The sequence below is a fragment of the Streptomyces sp. NPDC020807 genome (assembly GCF_040641575.1).
In the GTDB taxonomy this organism is placed as follows: Bacteria; Actinomycetota; Actinomycetes; order Streptomycetales; family Streptomycetaceae; genus Streptomyces.
Map to the genome: position 1 here is coordinate 200139 of NZ_JBFADU010000009.1, position 17258 is coordinate 217396.

At 73.7% G+C, this 17258-nt stretch carries 21 protein-coding genes; 5 read left to right on the forward strand and 16 right to left on the reverse strand.

From position 1 onward, the window contains the following. Nucleotides 1–59: 59 nt before the first annotated feature. The 5 genes from AB0G79_RS17030 to hisI all read right to left on the reverse strand — a co-directional run bounded on the left by AB0G79_RS17030 (nucleotide 60) and on the right by hisI (nucleotide 3603). The gene (locus AB0G79_RS17030; RefSeq protein WP_360807080.1) at nucleotides 60–476 is read right to left on the reverse strand and encodes a DUF2752 domain-containing protein; all 417 of its coding nucleotides are present in this window, start codon (nucleotides 474–476) and stop codon (nucleotides 60–62) included. A gap of 176 nt (nucleotides 477–652) precedes the next feature. Then, on the reverse strand, nucleotides 653–907 hold the full coding sequence (locus AB0G79_RS17035; protein ID WP_360807025.1) for an HGxxPAAW family protein: 255 nt from the start codon (nucleotides 905–907) through the stop codon (nucleotides 653–655). 151 nt (nucleotides 908–1058) lie between these two features. Continuing rightward, nucleotides 1059–1718, reverse strand: a complete 660-nt coding sequence (locus tag AB0G79_RS17040) for a TIGR02234 family membrane protein (RefSeq protein WP_360807027.1) — start codon at nucleotides 1716–1718, stop codon at nucleotides 1059–1061. Between the two features lie 14 nt (nucleotides 1719–1732). Next, nucleotides 1733–3223 (reverse strand): anthranilate synthase component I, encoded by a 1491-nt coding sequence (locus AB0G79_RS17045; protein ID WP_360807029.1) that lies wholly within the window; start codon nucleotides 3221–3223, stop codon nucleotides 1733–1735. Nucleotides 3224–3234: 11 nt separating this feature from the next. Then, a complete protein-coding gene (gene hisI, locus AB0G79_RS17050) occupies nucleotides 3235–3603 on the reverse strand; it encodes a phosphoribosyl-AMP cyclohydrolase (protein WP_189802300.1) in 369 nt (122 codons plus the stop codon). Nucleotides 3604–3759: 156 nt separating this feature from the next. Between hisI and AB0G79_RS17055 the strand changes: the two genes are divergently transcribed. Beyond that, entirely contained in the window at nucleotides 3760–4395 is a 636-nt protein-coding gene (locus AB0G79_RS17055) for a TIGR03085 family metal-binding protein (protein ID WP_360807031.1), read from the forward strand. A 4-nt stretch (nucleotides 4396–4399) separates the two neighbouring features. On the opposite strand, the gene AB0G79_RS17060 is transcribed toward AB0G79_RS17055, so the two are convergent. The 10 genes from AB0G79_RS17060 to hisD form a co-directional block, all read right to left on the reverse strand. Next, nucleotides 4400–5632: an MFS transporter gene (locus AB0G79_RS17060; protein ID WP_360807033.1), complete on the reverse strand. Its 1233-nt coding sequence runs from the start codon at nucleotides 5630–5632 to the stop codon at nucleotides 4400–4402. Continuing rightward, nucleotides 5629–6219, reverse strand: a complete 591-nt coding sequence (locus tag AB0G79_RS17065) for a helix-turn-helix domain-containing protein (protein ID WP_360807035.1) — start codon at nucleotides 6217–6219, stop codon at nucleotides 5629–5631. The genes AB0G79_RS17060 and AB0G79_RS17065 overlap by 4 nt, the downstream gene beginning before the upstream one ends. A 116-nt stretch (nucleotides 6220–6335) precedes the next feature. Further along, nucleotides 6336–7091, reverse strand: a complete 756-nt coding sequence (gene hisF, locus AB0G79_RS17070) for an imidazole glycerol phosphate synthase subunit HisF (protein WP_360807037.1) — start codon at nucleotides 7089–7091, stop codon at nucleotides 6336–6338. Next, nucleotides 7088–7498 carry a RidA family protein gene (locus AB0G79_RS17075; RefSeq protein ID WP_360807039.1) on the reverse strand — a complete coding sequence of 137 codons (411 nt, stop codon included), beginning with the start codon at nucleotides 7496–7498 and terminating at the stop codon, nucleotides 7088–7090. The genes hisF and AB0G79_RS17075 overlap by 4 nt, the downstream gene beginning before the upstream one ends. After that, nucleotides 7495–8223 (reverse strand): bifunctional 1-(5-phosphoribosyl)-5-((5-phosphoribosylamino)methylideneamino)imidazole-4-carboxamide isomerase/phosphoribosylanthranilate isomerase PriA, encoded by a 729-nt coding sequence (gene priA, locus AB0G79_RS17080; RefSeq protein ID WP_360807041.1) that lies wholly within the window; start codon nucleotides 8221–8223, stop codon nucleotides 7495–7497. Before priA ends, AB0G79_RS17075 begins: the two co-directional genes overlap by 4 nt. After that, nucleotides 8220–8885 (reverse strand): imidazole glycerol phosphate synthase subunit HisH, encoded by a 666-nt coding sequence (gene hisH, locus AB0G79_RS17085; protein ID WP_360807043.1) that lies wholly within the window; start codon nucleotides 8883–8885, stop codon nucleotides 8220–8222. Before hisH ends, priA begins: the two co-directional genes overlap by 4 nt. Beyond that, entirely contained in the window at nucleotides 8882–9046 is a 165-nt protein-coding gene (locus AB0G79_RS17090) for a hypothetical protein (RefSeq protein WP_360807045.1), read from the reverse strand. Before AB0G79_RS17090 ends, hisH begins: the two co-directional genes overlap by 4 nt. A 2-nt stretch (nucleotides 9047–9048) precedes the next feature. Next, nucleotides 9049–9642 (reverse strand): imidazoleglycerol-phosphate dehydratase HisB, encoded by a 594-nt coding sequence (gene hisB / locus AB0G79_RS17095; RefSeq protein WP_030205445.1) that lies wholly within the window; start codon nucleotides 9640–9642, stop codon nucleotides 9049–9051. Beyond that, complete coding sequence (locus tag AB0G79_RS17100; protein WP_360807047.1) at nucleotides 9639–10763, reverse strand: histidinol-phosphate transaminase; 1125 nt, start codon at nucleotides 10761–10763, stop codon at nucleotides 9639–9641. Before AB0G79_RS17100 ends, hisB begins: the two co-directional genes overlap by 4 nt. Beyond that, complete coding sequence (gene hisD, locus AB0G79_RS17105; RefSeq protein ID WP_360807049.1) at nucleotides 10760–12103, reverse strand: histidinol dehydrogenase; 1344 nt, start codon at nucleotides 12101–12103, stop codon at nucleotides 10760–10762. Before hisD ends, AB0G79_RS17100 begins: the two co-directional genes overlap by 4 nt. A gap of 202 nt (nucleotides 12104–12305) precedes the next feature. Between hisD and AB0G79_RS17110 the strand changes: the two genes are divergently transcribed. From AB0G79_RS17110 to ybaK, 4 genes are all read left to right on the forward strand, one after another. Then, entirely contained in the window at nucleotides 12306–13901 is a 1596-nt protein-coding gene (locus AB0G79_RS17110) for an oxidoreductase (RefSeq protein WP_360807051.1), read from the forward strand. Between the two features lie 100 nt (nucleotides 13902–14001). Next, nucleotides 14002–15054: a hypothetical protein gene (locus AB0G79_RS17115; protein WP_360807053.1), complete on the forward strand. Its 1053-nt coding sequence runs from the start codon at nucleotides 14002–14004 to the stop codon at nucleotides 15052–15054. A gap of 11 nt (nucleotides 15055–15065) precedes the next feature. Then, the gene (locus tag AB0G79_RS17120; RefSeq protein WP_360807055.1) at nucleotides 15066–15803 is read left to right on the forward strand and encodes an LON peptidase substrate-binding domain-containing protein; all 738 of its coding nucleotides are present in this window, start codon (nucleotides 15066–15068) and stop codon (nucleotides 15801–15803) included. A gap of 136 nt (nucleotides 15804–15939) precedes the next feature. Further along, nucleotides 15940–16437, forward strand: coding sequence for a Cys-tRNA(Pro) deacylase (gene ybaK / locus AB0G79_RS17125; RefSeq protein WP_360807057.1), 498 nt, complete (start codon nucleotides 15940–15942; stop codon nucleotides 16435–16437). A gap of 18 nt (nucleotides 16438–16455) precedes the next feature. Here ybaK and AB0G79_RS17130 read toward each other — a convergent pair whose 3' ends face one another. Further along, the gene (locus tag AB0G79_RS17130) at nucleotides 16456–17142 is read right to left on the reverse strand and encodes a DUF2567 domain-containing protein (RefSeq protein ID WP_360807059.1); all 687 of its coding nucleotides are present in this window, start codon (nucleotides 17140–17142) and stop codon (nucleotides 16456–16458) included. Between the last annotated feature and the right edge of the window lie 116 nt (nucleotides 17143–17258).

A 17258-nucleotide genomic window follows, 5' to 3' on the forward strand; every position in this document is an offset into this window, starting at 1 on the left:
GATGCCTCCTGCCCCGCATCGGCCGCCGTGGCGTCCATTTGCTGGGATCGCGCGGACGCTCAGGGGGCGAGGGCAGCACCGAAGGGCAGGTTGCGGACCAGCGTGAACGCGGCGAGTACGGAACCGGTCACCCACCACCAGGCGGGGCTGACCGTGAGGCGCATCGGGACCCCGCGAACGGCGCGGATCAGCCACGCGACCATGACGACGGCGAAGAGGACGTAGCCGATGACGGCGAGCGCGTTGAAGCCCATGGCGGCGGCGATGTCGCCGTGGGCGAAGGCGTGGGCGCTGCGCAGACCGCCGCAGCCGGGGCAGAAGACGCCGAGGAAGCGCAGGGTGGGGCAGACCGGGTAGTGCCCCGGTTCGTTGGGGTCGACGGCCCCGACGTACGCGAAGGCCGCGGTGACGCCGGCGAGGGTCGCGACGGGGGCGAGCAGCCGCCGGGCGAGCGGGCGCGGCGGTGGCGGCGGCACCCGCGGCGGCCACGGGGACGGCGGTACGGGTCCCCGTGGTTCACCCGCTCGGGCGAGGGGGTCGTCGTTCTCGGCCTGGGCCGTCGGCTGCGCGTCCACCCGGTGATTCTCACCCCGTACGCGCGAAAGCGCAGCCCGGCTGTGCCGGGCCGCGCTCTCGGGTGCGTCGTGTCGCGTCAGGAGTGGGCCTTCGCGGTCGCCGTCGCGGCCTCGCGGGCGGCGGTGACGGCCGCAGATTCCTTCGGCATGCCCATGCCCGCCGCCTTCATCGCGCCGCCGACGATGCCGCCGAGGACGATGACACCCACGCCAGCCCAGAAGCCGGGCAGGTTGGCGGCCACCATGAAGACACCGGCGATGCAGAAGCCGATGAAGGAGATGATGACACCGGTCCAGGCGGCCGGGGTGTGTCCGTGGGCGCTGCCCGCCATGAGTTGCTCCTCGTTGCTGTTGCTCGGTGGTGAGGTCTCGCGTGCGCGGACACTCGGTGCTCATTGTCCAGCACGAGGGCGCGGGAGGGTGAATCGGGGGTGCCTGGACGATCACGCGTCGCGCACGGACCCGACCGGCCCGGCCGGGGGGTCACTCCCCGCGTGTCGGGTCCTCGCCGCGGTCGAGGGCCTTCCAGAGGTCCTCGGGCCGGTCCGGGTCGGCCGCGGCGCCCGCGGTGGCCTTGCGCGCGGCGCGCGGGGCGCCGGAGCGCTCGTACCGGCCGCCCATCGCGGGCCAGGTGGTGCCGAAGCGCAGGGCGAGGAGTCCGGCGAGCAGGATGAGGACGGCGCCGGCGGCGGTGACGTACGGCCAGGCGGTGTGGGTGAGGCCGGCGACGGTGGCGGCGCTGTCGCCGCTGATGCGGGCGGCCTCGGCGTCCAGGGCGGCGGCGTCGGAGGCGCCGAGGACGGCGGCGAGCGCCGCGCCCGCGCCGCTGAGCGCGAGGAGCGCGGCGACGAGGGTGCGGCCGGTGCGGCGGACGGCGAAGACGGCGAAGAGGGCGGCGAGCCCGACGATCGCGAGGGCCGTCGGGACGCCGGTGACGGTGCCGCCGTCGGCCTCGACGGGGATGCTGCCGCCGCCGACGGCCGCGGTGCCCTCGGCCCAGATCTGGCCGGCCGACAGCAGGACGACGGTGGCGCCCAGGGCGCCGAGGAGGAGCGCCGCGGCCAGGCTGCGGCGTCCGCCGGTGGGGACGGCCGCGCGGGCGGCCCGGGGCTGGGGTACGGGTACGGCACTCACGTACCCCACTATCCCCTACCGGCTCAGTGGTCGTTCATCCGGTTGGCGGTGTGGACGGCCCTGAGGACGGCGGCGGCCTTGTTGCGGCATTCGTTGTCCTCGGCGACCGGGTCGGAGTCGGCGACGACACCCGCTCCGGCCTGCACGTATGCCGTTCCGTCGCGGAGCAGGGCCGTACGGATGGCGATGGCCGTGTCGGCGTCCCCGGCGAAATCGAGATAACCGACACATCCGCCGTAGAGCCCGCGCCGGGTGGGTTCGAGCTCCTCGATGATCTGCATCGCGCGGGGCTTCGGCGCGCCGGAGAGCGTGCCGGCCGGGAAGCAGGCGGTGAGGACGTCGAAGGCGGTGCGGCCCTCGGCGACCTCGCCGGTCACGGTGGAGACGATGTGCATGACGTGCGAGTACCGCTCGACGGACATGAAGTCGACGACCTCCACCGAGCCGGGGGCGCAGACCCGGCCGAGGTCGTTGCGGCCGAGGTCGACGAGCATGAGGTGCTCGGCGCGCTCCTTGGGGTCGGCCAGGAGCTCCTCGGCGAGGTCGTGGTCCTCCTGCGGGGTGGCGCCCCGGTGGCGGGTGCCGGCGATGGGGTGGAGCATCGCGTGGCCGTCCTCGACCTTGACGAGCGCCTCGGGGCTGGAGCCGACGATGTCGAAGCCGTTCTCGAAGCGGAGGAGGTACATGTACGGGGACGGGTTGGTCGCCCGGAGCACCCGGTAGACGTCGAGGGCGGAGGCGGCGCAGGGGGTCTCGAAGCGCTGGGAGGGGACGACCTGGAAGGCCTCGCCCGCGCGGATGCGCTCCTTGATGTCCTCGACGGCGTCCTGGTAGGCCTGGCCGCCCCACAGGGCCGAGAACTCCGGGAGCGCGGAGTCGGGGAGGGCGGCGGGGGCGGTGGCGACCGGGCGGGCCAGGTCGGCCTCCATGGCGTCCAGGCGGGCGACGGCGTGCGCGTACGCCTCGTCGACGCCGGTGTCCAGGTCGTTGTGGTTGATCGCGTTGGCGATCAGCAGGACCGTCCCGTCCCAGTGGTCGAGGACCGCGAGGTCGCTGGTGAGGAGCATGGTGAGCTCGGGGAGCTCCAGGTCGTCGCGGGTGGAGTCGCCGATCTTCTCCAGGCGCCGGACGATGTCGTAGCCGAGGTAGCCGACCATGCCGCCGGTGAAGGGCGGCATCCCGGCCGCGAGGTCGCGCGGGGTGTGCAGGGTCTCGACGGTGGCGCGCAGGGCGGCCAGCGGGTCGCCGTCGACGGGGACGCCGACGGGCGGGGTGCCGAGCCAGTGGGCCTGGCCGTCCCTGACCGTGAGGGTCGCGTCGCTGCGGACGCCGATGAAGGAGTAGCGGGACCAGCTGCGGCCGTTCTCCGCGGATTCGAGGAGGAAGGTGCCGGGGCGTTCCGCGGCGAGCTTGCGGTAGAGCCCGACCGGAGTGTCGCCGTCCGCGAGGAGCCTGCGGCTGACGGGGATGACGCGGCGGTCGGCCGCCAGCTTGCGGAAGGTCTCGAGATCCATGGCGCCAGACCTTACTGGGATACGGGGAGCACGTCGGCGTCGAAGCAGGTGCGGGCGCCGGTGTGGCAGGCGGCACCGACCTGGTCGACCTTGACGAGGAGGGTGTCGGCGTCGCAGTCGAGGGCGACGGACCTGACGTGCTGGACGTGCCCGGAGGTGTCGCCCTTGACCCAGTACTCGTTCCGGCTGCGGGACCAGTAGGTGCAGCGGCCGGTGGTGAGGGTGCGGTGGAGGGCCTCGTCGTCCATCCAGCCGAGCATCAGCACCTCGCCGGTGTCGTACTGCTGGGCGATGGCGGGGACGAGCCCGTCGGCGCTGCGCTTGAGGCGGGCGGCGATGGCGGGGTCGAGGTCGCTGGGGGTCCGGGGCGTGCTGGTCATGGCGCCATTGTGCCGCGATCCGGGAGGGTGTCCGGCGGGGCGTCCACTGGGCGGACCCGCCCTCGGTCCCGCGCGCCGTCCGCCGGGCGGACCCGTCCCCGTCCCCCCGGGGCGTCCCCTGGGCGGACCGGTGCCCCCGGTCGTACGCTGGCGGGCATGTCGACCCATGCGAAACGTGAACGGCTTCTGCTCGCCGACCTGTTGGAGGCGGCGGGTCCGGACGCCCCGACGCTGTGCGAGGGGTGGCGGACGCGGGACCTCGCCGCCCACGTGGTGGTGCGCGAGCGGCGGCCGGACGCCGCGGCGGGGGCGGTCGTCCCCGCGCTGAAGGACCGGATGGACCGGGTGACGGCGGAGTTCGCGGAGAAGCCGTATGCGGAGCTGGTCCAGCTGATCCGTTCGGGTCCGCCGAAGTTCTCGCCGTTCACGATCAAGCAGGTGGACGAGGGGGCGAACGTCGTCGAGTTCTACGTCCACGCGGAGGACGTGCGCCGGGCGCAGCCCGAGTGGTCGGCGCGGGAGATCGACCCGGTCTTCGCGGACGCGCTCTGGTCGCGCCTGGAGAAGATGGCGCGGCTGATGGGCCGCAAGGCGCCGGTGGGTCTGGTGCTGCGCCGTCCGAACGGCCAGACGGCGGTGGCCCACCGCGGCACCCCGGTGGTGACGGCCTCCGGGGAGCCGGGTGAGCTGATGATGTACCTGTACGGCCGCCAGGACGTGGCGAAGGTGGCGCTGGACGGGGAGCCCGAGGCGATCGAGCGGCTGCGGGAGACGAAGCAGCTGGGGCTCTGAGGCCTCAGGCGGGCAGTTCGGCGCGGCGGAGTGCCGGGACCGCGAGGGCGTACACGCCCGAGAGGGCGCAGACCGCCGCGCTGGCGACGAAGACCGGTCCGGGACCCCAGACGCCGATGGCGGCCCCGGTGACCGGGAAGCTCAGCGGGGCCAGGCCGAGGCTGCCGAGGCTGGAGACGGCGCTGACCCGGCCCAGGTAAGCGGGGTCGCACTCGGTCTGGACGAGGGCGTTGCAGAGGGCGCCGGAGAGCCCGGCGAGCAGGCCGACGGAGAGGGCCGCGAGGGCGGCGAGCGGCAGCCAGGGGATGTACGCGAGGGCCGCGATCGACACGGCTCCGACGGCCATGGTCCAGCCCATGACGAGCCCGGCCCGGGGCACGTGGCCCTTGACGGTCAGCAGCAGGGAGGCGCCGCCGGCACCGACGCCGAAGCCGGCGAGGATCCAGCCGATGCCGGAGGCGCCCCAGCCGCGCTGTTCGGAGAGGACGGCGAGGCCGACGTTGAGGGGGCCGGTGAAGCCGAGGTCGGCGAGGAGGACGACGATCATGAGCGGGCCGAGCGTCCGGTGGCCGCGGAGGTAGCGCAGGCCGTCGGCGAGGTCGCGCAGGGCGGTGCCGCCGCCCGTCCGGTCCTCCTCGGGCAGGGGGCGGAGCCTGAGCCCGAGGAGCAGCGGCAGGGAGAGGGCGAAGAGGATTCCGGCGACGCCGAAGGCGGTGGCCGGGCCGCCGAGGGCGACGGCGAGGCCGCCGAGCGGTGCGCCGAGGACGGCGCCGAGGCGGTAGGAGATGCCGCGCATGCCCTGGACGCGGGCGAGCTGGTCGCGCTCGGCGACGCGCGGGGGCAGGGCGCCGACGGCGGGCAGGAAGAGGGCGTCGACGACGCCGAAGACGAGGCCGATGGCGGCGAGCGCCCAGAGGCCGGGCGTGGCGGTCAGCAGGGCGGCGGCGAGGCCGAGGACGACGAGGGCGCGGACGGCGTCGGAGGCGATGACGACGCGGCGCGGGCCGAGGCGGTCGGCGATCACTCCCCCGCCGAGCATCAGGAGCGCGCGGGGCACGGCGGCGGCGGCCATGACGAGGCCGGCCTGGGCGGGGCTGCCGGTGGAGACGGCGGACCAGGACAGGGCGAGGTAGTAGACGCTGTCGCCGAGCGTGGAGGCGGTGTAGGCGCCGAGCCAGCGCAGGACCTGGGGGTTCTTGTGGGCGGGGGTCGAGGGCGCCTCGACGAGCGTGGTCACGCGGTCCCCCGGTACGGGAAGCCGTGGAGGTGGACGGCGACGTTCTCGCGGCCTTCGGTGTCGCCGGCGGCCTCGGCGGCGCGCGCCCGCCGGTCGTACTTCTGGAGGAGCGCGTCGAGCTCCTTGCCGAGGGAGGCGAGTTCGGGGGCGGTGAGGCGGGGCAGCCACTCGGAGCTGACGGCGGCGGAGCGCCACTCCTCGGACCAGGTGTGCCGCTCGTCGCGGAAGCGGTCGTACATCTCGCGGCGCTGCTCGTCGACGGTACGGCCGAAGGCGGCGGTCGCCGCGGCGAGCTCGGGGGCCCGGACGTCCTCGTCGCGGATGCTGAAGCCGTACGAGCTGGGCTGCCACCAGCGCTCGCGGCCGTCGGCGGACTGTGCCTCGGCCTCCTCGATCAGGCCGTGCTCGGCGAGCTTGCGCAGGTGGTAGCTGACCAGCGAGACGGCCTCGTCGACCTGGTCGGCGAGCTGGGACGCGGTGGCCGTACGGGACACGAACAGGGCCCGGTAGAGGCGCATGCGCAGCGGGTGCGCGATGGCCTTCAGGGTGCCGAGGTCGTCGATGCGGCGGTGCTCCTGCGAGGTCATGTCCACGACCGTAGATACGAAAGAAAAGTTGCGCAAGATGATTTGCACAAATAATCCTGCGCATCTGGGCAAGGAGAAGGGCCCCCGAAAGGGCCCTTCGTGAAGCGGAACGAAGATCAGCGAACCGGGCGGCCCGCCTCCCTCAGCGCCTGCTTGACCTCGCCGATCCGCAGATCGCCGAAGTGGAAGACGGAGGCCGCGAGCACCGCGTCCGCCCCCGCGTCGACGGCCGGGGCGAAGTCGGCGAGCTTGCCGGCGCCGCCGGAGGCGATCACCGGGACCGTGACGTGCTTGCGCACGGCCGCGATCATCTCGGTGTCGTAGCCGTCCTTCGTGCCGTCGGCGTCCATCGAGTTGAGCAGGATCTCCCCCGCGCCCAGCTCGGCGGCCCGGTGCGCCCACTCGACGGCGTCGATGCCGGTGCCCTGGCGGCCGCCGTGCGTGGTGACCTCGAAGGAGCCGGTGGCCGTGCGGCGCGCGTCCACGGAGAGGACGAGGACCTGGCGGCCGAAGCGCTCCGCGATCTCCTGGATGAGCTCGGGGCGCACGATGGCGGCGGTGTTGACGCCGACCTTGTCGGCGCCGGCCCGCAGCAGCTTGTCGACGTCGTCGGCCGAGCGGACGCCGCCGCCGACCGTGAGCGGGATGAAGACCTGCTCGGCGGTGCGGCGCACCACGTCGTAGGTGGTCTCCCGGTTGCCCGAGGAGGCGGTGATGTCGAGGAAGGTCAGCTCGTCGGCGCCCTCGGCGTCGTACAGCTTGGCCATCTCGACGGGGTCGCCGGCGTCCCGCAGGTTCTGGAAGTTGACGCCCTTGACGACCCGGCCGTTGTCCACGTCCAGGCAGGGGATCACGCGTACGGCGAGACTCATGCCGCATCACTCCTGTAGGCCTCGACCTCGACCTCGACGACCAGCCGGGGGTCGACGAAGCCGGAGACGATGATCATCGACGCGGCCGGGCGGACCGCGTCGAACAGCTCCTTGTGGGCGCGGCCGACCTCGTCCACGTCCCGCGCGTGCGTGAGGTACATGCGGGTGCGGACGACGTGCTCGGCGCCCAGTCCGAGCTGCTCCAGCGCGGCGAAGGCCACGTTGAAGGAGTTGACGGCCTGCTCGTACGGACCGCCGTCGGCGATCTGGCCGTCCACCACCGACGTGCAGCCGGAGACGAGGACGGTGCCGTTCGGGAGCTCGACGGCGCGGGAGTAGCCGAACTGCTCCTCCCAGGGGGCGCCGGTGACGACCTTGCGGACGGAGCCGCGTGCGGATCCGGTCATGCGGAGGCCACCGTCGCGAGGGCCTCTTCCAGGGTGAAGGCCTCGGCGTAGAGCGCCTTGCCGACGATCGCGCCCTCGACGCCCAGCGGGACGAGGCCGGAGATGGCCCGCAGGTCGTCCAGGGAGGAGACGCCGCCGCTGGCGACGACGGGCTTGTCGGTGGCCGCGCAGACGTTCTTCAGGAGCTCCAGGTTGGGGCCCTGGAGCGTGCCGTCCTTGGCGATGTCGGTGACGACGTACCGCGCGCAGCCCTCGGAGTCGAGGCGGGCGAGCGTCTCGTACAGGTCGCCGCCGTCGCGGGTCCAGCCGCGGCCGCGCAGGGTGGTGCCGCGGACGTCGAGGCCGACGGCGATCTTGTCGCCGTACTCGGCGATGACCTTGGCGACCCACTCGGGGGTCTCCAGGGCGGCGGTGCCGAGGTTGACGCGGGTGCAGCCGGTGGCGAGGGCGGCGGCGAGCGAGGCGTCGTCGCGGATGCCGCCCGACAGCTCGACCTTGATGTCCATCGCCTTGGCGACCTCGGCGATCAGCTCGCGGTTGTCGCCGGTGCCGAAGGCGGCGTCGAGGTCGACCAGGTGGAGCCACTCCGCGCCGGAGCGCTGCCAGGCCAGGGCGGCCTCCAGAGGAGAGCCGTAGGAGGTCTCGCTGCCGGACTCGCCGTGGACGAGACGCACGGCCTGGCCGTCGCGGACGTCGACGGCGGGGAGGAGTTCGAGAGTGCTCACAGGGTTCCGATCCAGTTGGTGAGGAGCTGGGCTCCGGCGTCGCCGGACTTCTCGGGGTGGAACTGGGTGGCCCACAGGGCGCCGTTCTCGACGGCGGCGACGAAGGGCTCGCCGTGGGTGGCCCAGGTGACCTTGGGGGCCCGCATGTTCTTGTTGCCGATCTCCAGGGTCCACTCGCGCACCGCGTAGGAGTGCACGAAGTAGTACCGGGCGTCGGCGTCGAGACCCGCGAAGAGCTGGGAGTCCTCGGGCGCGTCCACGGTGTTCCACCCCATGTGGGGCACGACGGGGGCGTTCAACGGCTCGACCGTACCGGGCCACTCGTCGAGGCCCTCGGTCTCCACGCCGTGCTCGATGCCCTGGGCGAAGAGGATCTGCATGCCGACGCAGATGCCCATGACGGGACGGCCGCCGGAGAGCCTGCGGCCGATGATCCAGTCGCCGCGGGCCTCGCGGAGCCCCTTCATGCAGGCGGAGAAGGCGCCGACGCCGGGGACGAGGAGTCCGTCGGCGTTCATCGCCTTGTCGTAGTCGCGGGTGATCTCGACGTCCGCGCCGACCCGGGCGAGCGCGCGCTCGGCGGAGCGGACGTTGCCGAAGCCGTAGTCGAAGACGACGACCTTCTTCGGGGCCGCCGAACCGGAGACGGAGGGCGTGCTCATGACCACACGTCCAGACGCAGGAGGCCGGCGGAGAGGCACATCGCGGCGCCGATCGAGACGAGCACGATCAGGCCCTTCGGCATCTGCTGCTTGACGAAGGAGTAGATGCCGCCGAGCAGGAAGAGCCCGACGACGATGAGGATGGTGGAGAGGCTGTTCACGACTAGAGCGCGCCCTTCGTGGAGGGGAGGATTCCGGCGGCGCGCGGGTCGCGCTCGGAGGCGTAGCGGAGCGCGCGGGCGAGTGCCTTGAACTGGCATTCCACGATGTGGTGCGCGTTGCGACCGTAGGGGACGTGGATGTGGAGGGCGATCTGCGCCTGGGCGACGAAGGACTCGAAGATGTGCCGGGTCATCGTCGTGTCGTAGGAACCGATCATCGGCGCCATGTTCTCGGGCTCGGTGTGCACGAGGTACGGACGGCCGGAGAGGTCCACGGTCACCTGGGCGAGCGACTCGTCCAGCGGGACGGTGCAGTTGCCGAAGCGGTAGATGCCGACCTTGTCGCCGAGGGCCTGCTTGAAGGCGGCGCCGAGGGCGAGGGCGGTGTCCTCGATGGTGTGGTGCGAGTCGATGTGGAGGTCGCCGTCGGTCTTCACGGTCAGGTCGAACAGACCGTGGCGGCCGAGCTGGTCCAGCATGTGGTCGTAGAAGCCGACCCCGGTCGACACGTCGACCTTGCCGGTGCCGTCGAGGTCGATCTCGACGACGACGGACGTCTCCTTGGTGGTGCGCTCAACGCGGCCTACGCGGCTCATCGCTTCTGCTCCTTCATCAGTTCACGGACCGCGTCGAGGAACGCGTCGTTCTCTTCGGGGGTGCCCGCGGTGACCCGCAGCCATCCCGGTACGCCGTTGTCCCGGACCAGGACGCCCCGGTCGAGGATCCGCCGCCAGGCCTCGTGGGAGTCGGCGAAGCGGCCGAACTGCACGAAGTTGGCGTCGGAGGGGGTGACCTCGTAGCCGATGGCACGCAGTTCGTCGACGAGGCGGTCGCGCTCGGCCTTGAGCTGCTCGACGTACCCGAGGAGGGTGTCGGTGTGCTCCAGGGCGGCGAGCGCGGTGGCCTGGGTGACGGCGGAGAGGTGGTACGGCAGCCGGACCAGCTGGACGGCGTCAACGACGGCCGGGTGGGCGGCGAGGTAGCCGAGGCGGAGTCCGGCGGCGCCGAAGGCCTTGGACATGGTCCGGGAGACGACCAGGTTCGGCCGGCCTTCGAGCATCGGCAGCAGGGAGGCGCGGTGGCTGAACTCCACGTACGCCTCGTCGACGATCACCAGGGAGGGCTTGGCCGCCTGGGCCGCCTCGTACAGGGCGAGGACGGTCCCGGCCTCGACTGCGGTGCCGGTGGGGTTGTTCGGCGAGGTGACGAAGACGACGTCCGGCGCGTGCTCGGCGATGGCCCGGGCCGCCGCCTCCACGTCGATGGTGAAGTCCTCGTGGCGCGGGCCGGAGATCCAGCCGGTGCCGGTGCCGCGGGCGATCAGGGCGTGCATCGAGTACGAGGGCTCGAAGCCGATCGCGGTGCGGCCCGGGCCGCCGAAGGTCTGCAGCAGCTGCTGGAGGACCTCGTTGGAGCCGTTGGCCGCCCAGACGTTCTCGACGCCGACGCGGTGGCCGCCGGTCCGGGTGAGGTAGGCGGCGAGCTCGGTGCGGAGCTCGACCGCGTCACGGTCGGGGTAGCGGTTGAGGCCGCGGGCGGCCTCGGCGACCCGCTCCGCGATCCGGGCGACGAGCGCCTCGGGCAGCGGGTAGGGGTTCTCGTTGGTGTTGAGCTGGACGGGGACGTCGAGCTGGGGCGCGCCGTAGGGGGACTTGCCGCGGAGCTCGTCGCGGACGGGGAGGTCGTCCCAGGCGGATCGATCGCTGCTTCCGGTCACTTGGGCTCCGGCACCTTCCATCCGAACCTGGCCTTGATCGCCGCGCCGTGCGCCGGCAGGTCCTCGGCCTCGGCGAGCGTGACGACGTGGTGGGCGACGTCGGCGAGCGCGTCGCGCGTGTAGTCCACGATGTGGACACCGCGCAGGAAGGACTGCACGGAGAGGCCCGAGGAGTGGCAGGCGCAGCCGCCGGTGGGCAGGACGTGGTTGGAGCCGGCGCAGTAGTCGCCGAGGGAGACCGGCGACCACGGGCCGACGAAGATCGCGCCGGCGTTGCGGACGCGGTCGGCGACGGCGGAGGCGTCGGCGGTCTGGATCTCCAGGTGCTCGGCGCCGTACGCGTCGACGACCTTGAGGCCGTCGGCCAGGTCGTTGACCAGGACGATCGCGGACTGGCGGCCGGCGAGGGCCGGGGCGATCCGGTCGTCGACGTGCTTGGAGGCGGCGACCTGGGTCTTCAGCTCGGCCTCGGTGGCGGCGGCGAGCTCCTCGGAGTCGGTGACGAGGACCGAGGCGGCCATCGGGTCGTGCTCGGCCTGGCTGATGAGGTCGGCGGCGACGTGGACCGGGTCGGCCGTGGAGTCCGCGAGGATCGCGATCTCCGTCGGGCCCGCCTCGGCGTCGATGCCGATGCGGCCCTTGAGGAGGCGCTTGGCGGCGGCCACGTAGATGTTGCCGGGGCCGGTGACCAGGTTGACCGGGGCGCAGCCGGGCTCGTCGGCGGTGCCGCTGGTGCCGTACGCGAACATGGCGATGGCCTGGGCGCCGCCGGCCGCGTACACCTCGTCGACGCCGAGGAGGGCGCAGGCGGCGAGGATCGTCGGGTGCGGCAGGCCGCCGAAGTCCTTCTGCGGGGGCGAGGCGACGGCCACGCCCTCGACGCCGGCCTCCTGCGCCGGGACGACGTTCATCACGACGGAGGACGGGTAGACGGAGCGTCCGCCCGGCACGTACAGGCCGACGCGGTCGACCGGGATCCACTTCTCGGTGACCGTGCCGCCGGGGACGACCTGGGTGGTGTGGGTCGTGCGGCGCTGCTGGCGGTGGACGAGGCGGGCGCGGAGGATGGACTCCTCGAGGGCGGCGCGGACGGCCGGGTCGAGCTCGTCGAGGGCACGGGTGATCGCTTCGGCGGGGACGCGGAGCCGGTCGACGCGGACGCCGTCGAATTTCTCCCCGTACTCGATCACCGCGGCCGCGCCATGATGCCGTACGCCCTCGCAGATCGGCCGCACCTTCTCCAGGGCGGCTTCCACGTCGAACTCGGCACGGGGCAGCAGGTCGCGCAGAGCGGAACCCTCGGGGAGGGTCTCGCCGCGCAGATCGATTCGAGAGATCACGGGTCAATTCTCGCAGACGGCTTCGCGGCCTCGGTTTCCGTATCACTGGCTGATACACGTCTCAGTGGCGTCTGCTCGCCACTCCTGACCGTTAGCGTTCAGCCCGTCACAGGGCGGGAAGAACGGCTGTACGAATCCACGAGGACCGGGCAGCGGGCTCGTGGGAGCGGACGGCCGAACACGGGGAAGCGAGGGGGCGGCATTGACCGAGCCGCGCGAGGACGGCATGCCGGAGGGGCTCACGGGCCCCGAGCAGGCGGTGTGGCAGGCGTTCCGGGTCGGCGTGACCTGCGACCTGACGGAGGGGGACGAGGAGCGGGACGACCCGTTCGGGGCGGCGGACTGGGGTCCGGCGCGGAGCGTGCGGGCCGACGTCGTGGCCCGGCTGCTGCTCGACGGGCCGCAGGCCAGGGCGGGCAGGGTCGCCGCGCTGAAGCTGCGCGGGGTGCGCATCACGGGCGTGCTCAACCTGGCCGGCGGGACGATCGGGCCGTACGTGGAGCTGCACGGCTGCCGGTTCGACGGCGAGGTGGTGCTCCCCGAGGCCCACTTCGGCACGCTGCGGATGGTCGCCTGCGCGATGCCCCGGCTGGAGGCGGCCCGGCTGCAGACGACGGGCGACCTGCACCTGCCGCGCTGCCGGGTCGGGCGCGGGATCCGGCTGACCGACGCCCAGATCGGCACGGACCTGCTGATCAACCAGATCCGGGTGTGGCCCGACGGGCGCGGGCGGGCGATCACGGCCGACGGGATGCTGGTGGCCCAGGACCTCCAGGCCGAGCTCATCGAGACGCACGGGGAGCTGAGCCTGCGCGGCGCGAAGGTCGGCGTCTCGCTCAGCCTGCGGGGCAGCGTGCTGCGCGGGGCGCAGCAGCGCCGCGCGCTCAACGCGCCGCAGCTGACGGTGGAGCGCTCGCTCCACCTGAACGCGGCGTGGGTGTACGAGGACACGGGCAACACCCGGGGCACCCCGCCCTACGGGGTGACGCCCGCCCGGGGCGCCCGGCGCAAGCCCGTCGAGTGCCACGGCGGGGTCCGCCTGGACGACGGCCGGTTCGGCGACGCGGTGGACCTGCACGACGCGCGCTTCCTGCTGGACGGGGCGCGCCGCGAGGAGCTGTCGCTGCGCCGGATCGTCACCCCGGAGCTGAGGTTCAACGGGGAGCGGCCGGCGGAGGGCCGGGTGGTGCTGAACGGGGCCAGGATCGTCACGCTGATCGACCTGTGGTCGAGCTGGCCGGGCCCGGGCGGGCTCGCGATGGGCGGGTTCGTCTACGAGAACCTCGTGCCGTACGGGCACTTCCCGCTGGCCCGGCGGCTGGAGTGGGTCGCGGCGGCGACCCCGGAGTACGCCCCGGAGCCGTACGAGCGGCTCGCGACGGTCCTGCGGAACAGCGGGGAGGACGCGGACGCGCGCGAGGTGCTGCTCGCCAAGCAGCGGCGCCGGCGGGAGACGCTGCCGGTGGCGGGGAAGCTGTGGGGCTTCGTGCAGGACTGGACGGTGGCGTACGGCTACCGGCCGGGCCGGGCGGCGGTGTGGATGGCGGTGCTGTGGGCGGCGGGCACCCTCGCCTTCACCCGCTACCGGCCGGTCCCGCTCAAGACCGACGAGTCGCCCGAGTGGAACGGCACGCTGTACGCGCTCGACCTGCTGCTCCCGGTGATCAACCTCGGCCAGGACGGCTACTGGCGGCTCGAAGGGATGTGGCAGTGGGCCGCGGCGGCGCTGATACTCCTCGGCTGGATCCTGGCGACGACGGTCGCGGCGGGCGCGACCCGGCTGCTGCGGCGGGGGTGAGGGGAGCGCCCGCCGGGTGCGGGGGCCGGGTGAGACGGCGGTGAAGGCGTTGTGCGGCCGAGGTGCGCCACCGCGCCCCGGTGAGAAAATACGTCGCACGATGTCCTTGCTCCGCGCCCTCATCGGCGCCGTCCGCTCCGCCCGGGCCGCCCCGCGGGAGACCGCCGGGCTCGTACCGGACGACGACGTGCTGCTCGACGCCCCGGACGAGCGGCTGGCGCCCGCTCTGGTGGCCGCGGCCCTGGCCGATCCGGAGCCCGCGGCGAAGCTGCTCGCCACGGTCCGGGAGGCGGGCGAGTGGGAGGACCGCGACCGGTACGTCACCCGGCTCGCCGCCTTCGCGTACCACCGGCCCGACTGGCTGCTGCACTGGCTCGCCGTCGCGCCCCACGACCCGGACGCCCTGCTCGTCTCGGCGCAGCTCTCGGTGCGCCGGGCCTGGGAGTCACCCGCCCGGGCCGAGCGGCTGCGGGAGCTCGACCCGGTGATCGCGGTGGTCACCGGGAGCGCGCCGCACGACCCGGTGCCCTGGCGGCTCGCCCTCGACCACGCGCGCGGGGCGCACGCCGGGCACGCGGTCTTCGAGTCGCTGTGGGAGCAAGCCGTGCGCCGCTCCCCGCACCACTACGGCAGCCACGTCGCCGCCCTCAAGTACCTCTCCGCCCAGTGGTACGGATCGCACCGGGCCGCGTTCGACTTCGCCGAGCAGGCCGCCGACGACGCCGCCCCCGACTCCCTGGTCAGGGCGCTCCCGGTGCGCGCGGCCCACGACCGGATCAGGGCGCTGCCCAGGCCGGACCGCTCGCCGGGGGCGTCCCGGCTCGACCGGGCCGCCGACCGGGCGCTCTCCCTCTCGGCGGCGTTCCCGCCGGGCGACCCGTGGCCCGCCGAGGTCCGCAACCTCCTCGCGTACGTGCTGGTCGAGCGGGAGCGGTGGGACGAGGCGCTCGACGAGTTCCGCCGGATCGGCCCCCACGCGACCTCCTTCCCGTGGGGCGCTCCGAACGGGGCTCCGCGCGGTGCCGTGCGGGAGGACCCCCTTCTCCGGTTCCTCGCCGTGCGGGAGCGCGTACGGGCCGAGTCGGCGGGGTCGGGGGGCCTGTGGCGGCCGGGATCCGGACGGGCCGGACGAGGCGGGCCCGGCGGCCATTAGGCTTGGCCGCTGTGACCACCGCTCGCCTGCCTCTCTTTCCGCTCAACGCGGTGCTTTTCCCGGGCCTCGTGCTGCCTCTGAACGTCTTCGAGGAGCGTTATCGCGCCATGATGCGCGAGCTGCTCACGATCGACGAGTCGGAGCCGCGGCGCTTCGCCGTCGTCGCCATCCGCGACGGCCGCGAGGTGGCGCCGACCGCGCCCGGCATGCCGGACCAGACGGCGCTGCCGGAGAGGGGCCCGGCCGCCGGTTTCGGCGCCGACCCGCTCCAGGCCTTCCACCGGATGGGCTGCGTCGCCGACGCGGCGAGCATCCGGGAGCGCGCCGACGGCACCTTCGAGGTGATGACGACCGGGACGACCCGGGTGAAGCTCCACTCCGTCGACGCGAGCGGCCCGTTCCTGGTCGCCGAGGTCGAGGAGGTCCCCGAGGAGCCCGGCGACGACGCGGCGACGCTCGCCGAGGGCGTGCTGCGGGCCTTCAGGAACTACCAGAAGCGGCTGGCCGGGGCCCGGGAACGGTCGCTGACGACGAGCGAGCTGCCGGACGACCCGTCGGTGGTGTCGTACCTGGTCGCGGCGGCGACGGTGCTCGACACCCCGACCAAGCAGCGGCTGCTCCAGGCGCCGGACACGGCGACGCGGCTCCGCGAGGAGCTGTCGCTGCTGCGGGCGGAGACCGCGGTGCTGCGGCACCTGCCCTCGCTGCCGGTGACCGACCTGACGCAGGGTCCGACGCACCTCAACTGAGGACGGCGCGCCCCCCACCGAGGACAGCGGACCCCCACGGAGGACGGCGCCCCCCACCGGGAGCACGGACCCCACCGGGAGCACGCACCCCACCGGGAGCACGCACCCCACCGAGAGCACGGAGAGCGAAGAGCGCGTGGCGAAGAAGCCGAAGAAGAACGCCGGGGGCACCCCGGCGACCGTCGCGCTGGCCGCGGCCGGGACCCCGTACACCCTGCACGCGTACGAGCACGACCCCGCCTCCCCCTCGTACGGCGAGGAGGCGGCGGAGGCGCTGGGCGTCTCCCCCGACCGGGTCTTCAAGACTCTGGTCGCGGACGTCGACGGCGAGCTGACGGTCGCGGTGGTCCCGGTCGCGGGCCAGCTGGACCTGAAGGCGCTGGCCTCGGCGGTCGGCGGGAAGCGCGCGGCGATGGCGGACCCGGCGGCGGCCGAGCGCACCACGGGGTACGTGCGGGGCGGCATCTCGCCGCTCGGCCAGCGCAAGCGGCTCCGTACGGTCCTCGACTCGACGGCCTCGGACCACGCCACGATCTGCGTCTCGGCCGGCCGCCGGGGCCTTGAGGTCGAGCTCTCCCCCGCCGACCTGGCGGCGCTCACCGCCGCGGTGGTCGCGCCGATCGGCCGGGGCTGACGTCTCCGCGGGCGGGGTTCAGAGCGTCTTCTGCGAGGTCTCCGGCCGGGAGCTCTCCGGCTGGGACGCCCTCTCGGGGTGCGGCGCGGGGTGCGGCCCGGTCCCCCAGTCCTCGGGCTCCGGGTCGCGGGGGCCGAAGAGGGCCGTGAGCGCCAGATGGACGATCATCGCCGCGAGCGGCCAGGCCAACATCGCGGCGGCCGCCATGTTCAGTTCGAGGGGCGCCTCGAAGACGACCTGGGGGCCGACGGCCTTCGCGTGCGCGACGACGTCCCGCGTCGGGCCGAAGACCGTCCCCACGCCCCAGGCGACCAGCGAGCCGAGGACGCCGCCGAGCGCGAGACCGAGCACCAGCGGGACCCCGCCCCTGCGGCGGGCCAGGAAGACGACGAGCGCCGCGACGGCACCGAAGGCCAGGGCGAGGAGGACGAACGTACCGTCCGCGCCGATCGCCGACTCGCCCTCGGAGTCGCGGAGGTAGACGCCCTTGCCGTCCGAGATCAGCTCGACGCGCGGGGCCAGCCACAGCCACAGCACGCCGAGCAGCGCGCCCACCGCCGTCGAGACGAGGGCGATGACTCCCCCCAGCAGGACCTCGGCCGCGGTGATCGGGTCCCCGGCGGATCCCGGCTCCGACGGGGGCGGCGGGGGCCAGGCGGGGTCGTGCGGCTGCGGCTGGTGAGGCGGAGTCAGGGGTGCGGTCACCCCGCCATCGTGCCAGGTGTGCCTGGGGGGTGTGTTTTTGGGGGGGGGGGGGGGGGGGGTGTAGGCAAATAAAAAACAAAAACACCACAGAGTGCGGGGGGGCGGGGGGGGGGGGA

Excerpts from the sequence above, each read along its gene's own strand:
- AB0G79_RS17035 (WP_360807025.1), bottom strand. The coding sequence starts at position 907 with ATGGCGGGCAGCGCCCACGGACACACCCCGGCCGCCTGGACCGGTGTC.
- AB0G79_RS17045 (WP_360807029.1), bottom strand. The coding sequence starts at position 3,223 with ATGGATCTCGAGACCTTCCGCAAGCTGGCGGCCGACCGCCGCGTCATC.
- hisI (WP_189802300.1), bottom strand. The coding sequence starts at position 3,603 with ATGACCAGCACGCCCCGGACCCCCAGCGACCTCGACCCCGCCATCGCC.
- AB0G79_RS17055 (WP_360807031.1), top strand. The coding sequence starts at position 3,760 with ATGTCGACCCATGCGAAACGTGAACGGCTTCTGCTCGCCGACCTGTTG.
- AB0G79_RS17065 (WP_360807035.1), bottom strand. The coding sequence starts at position 6,219 with ATGACCTCGCAGGAGCACCGCCGCATCGACGACCTCGGCACCCTGAAG.
- hisF (WP_360807037.1), bottom strand. The coding sequence starts at position 7,091 with ATGAGTCTCGCCGTACGCGTGATCCCCTGCCTGGACGTGGACAACGGC.
- AB0G79_RS17075 (WP_360807039.1), bottom strand. The coding sequence starts at position 7,498 with ATGACCGGATCCGCACGCGGCTCCGTCCGCAAGGTCGTCACCGGCGCC.
- hisH (WP_360807043.1), bottom strand. The coding sequence starts at position 8,885 with ATGAGCACGCCCTCCGTCTCCGGTTCGGCGGCCCCGAAGAAGGTCGTC.
- hisB (WP_030205445.1), bottom strand. The coding sequence starts at position 9,642 with ATGAGCCGCGTAGGCCGCGTTGAGCGCACCACCAAGGAGACGTCCGTC.
- AB0G79_RS17115 (WP_360807053.1), top strand. The coding sequence starts at position 14,002 with ATGTCCTTGCTCCGCGCCCTCATCGGCGCCGTCCGCTCCGCCCGGGCC.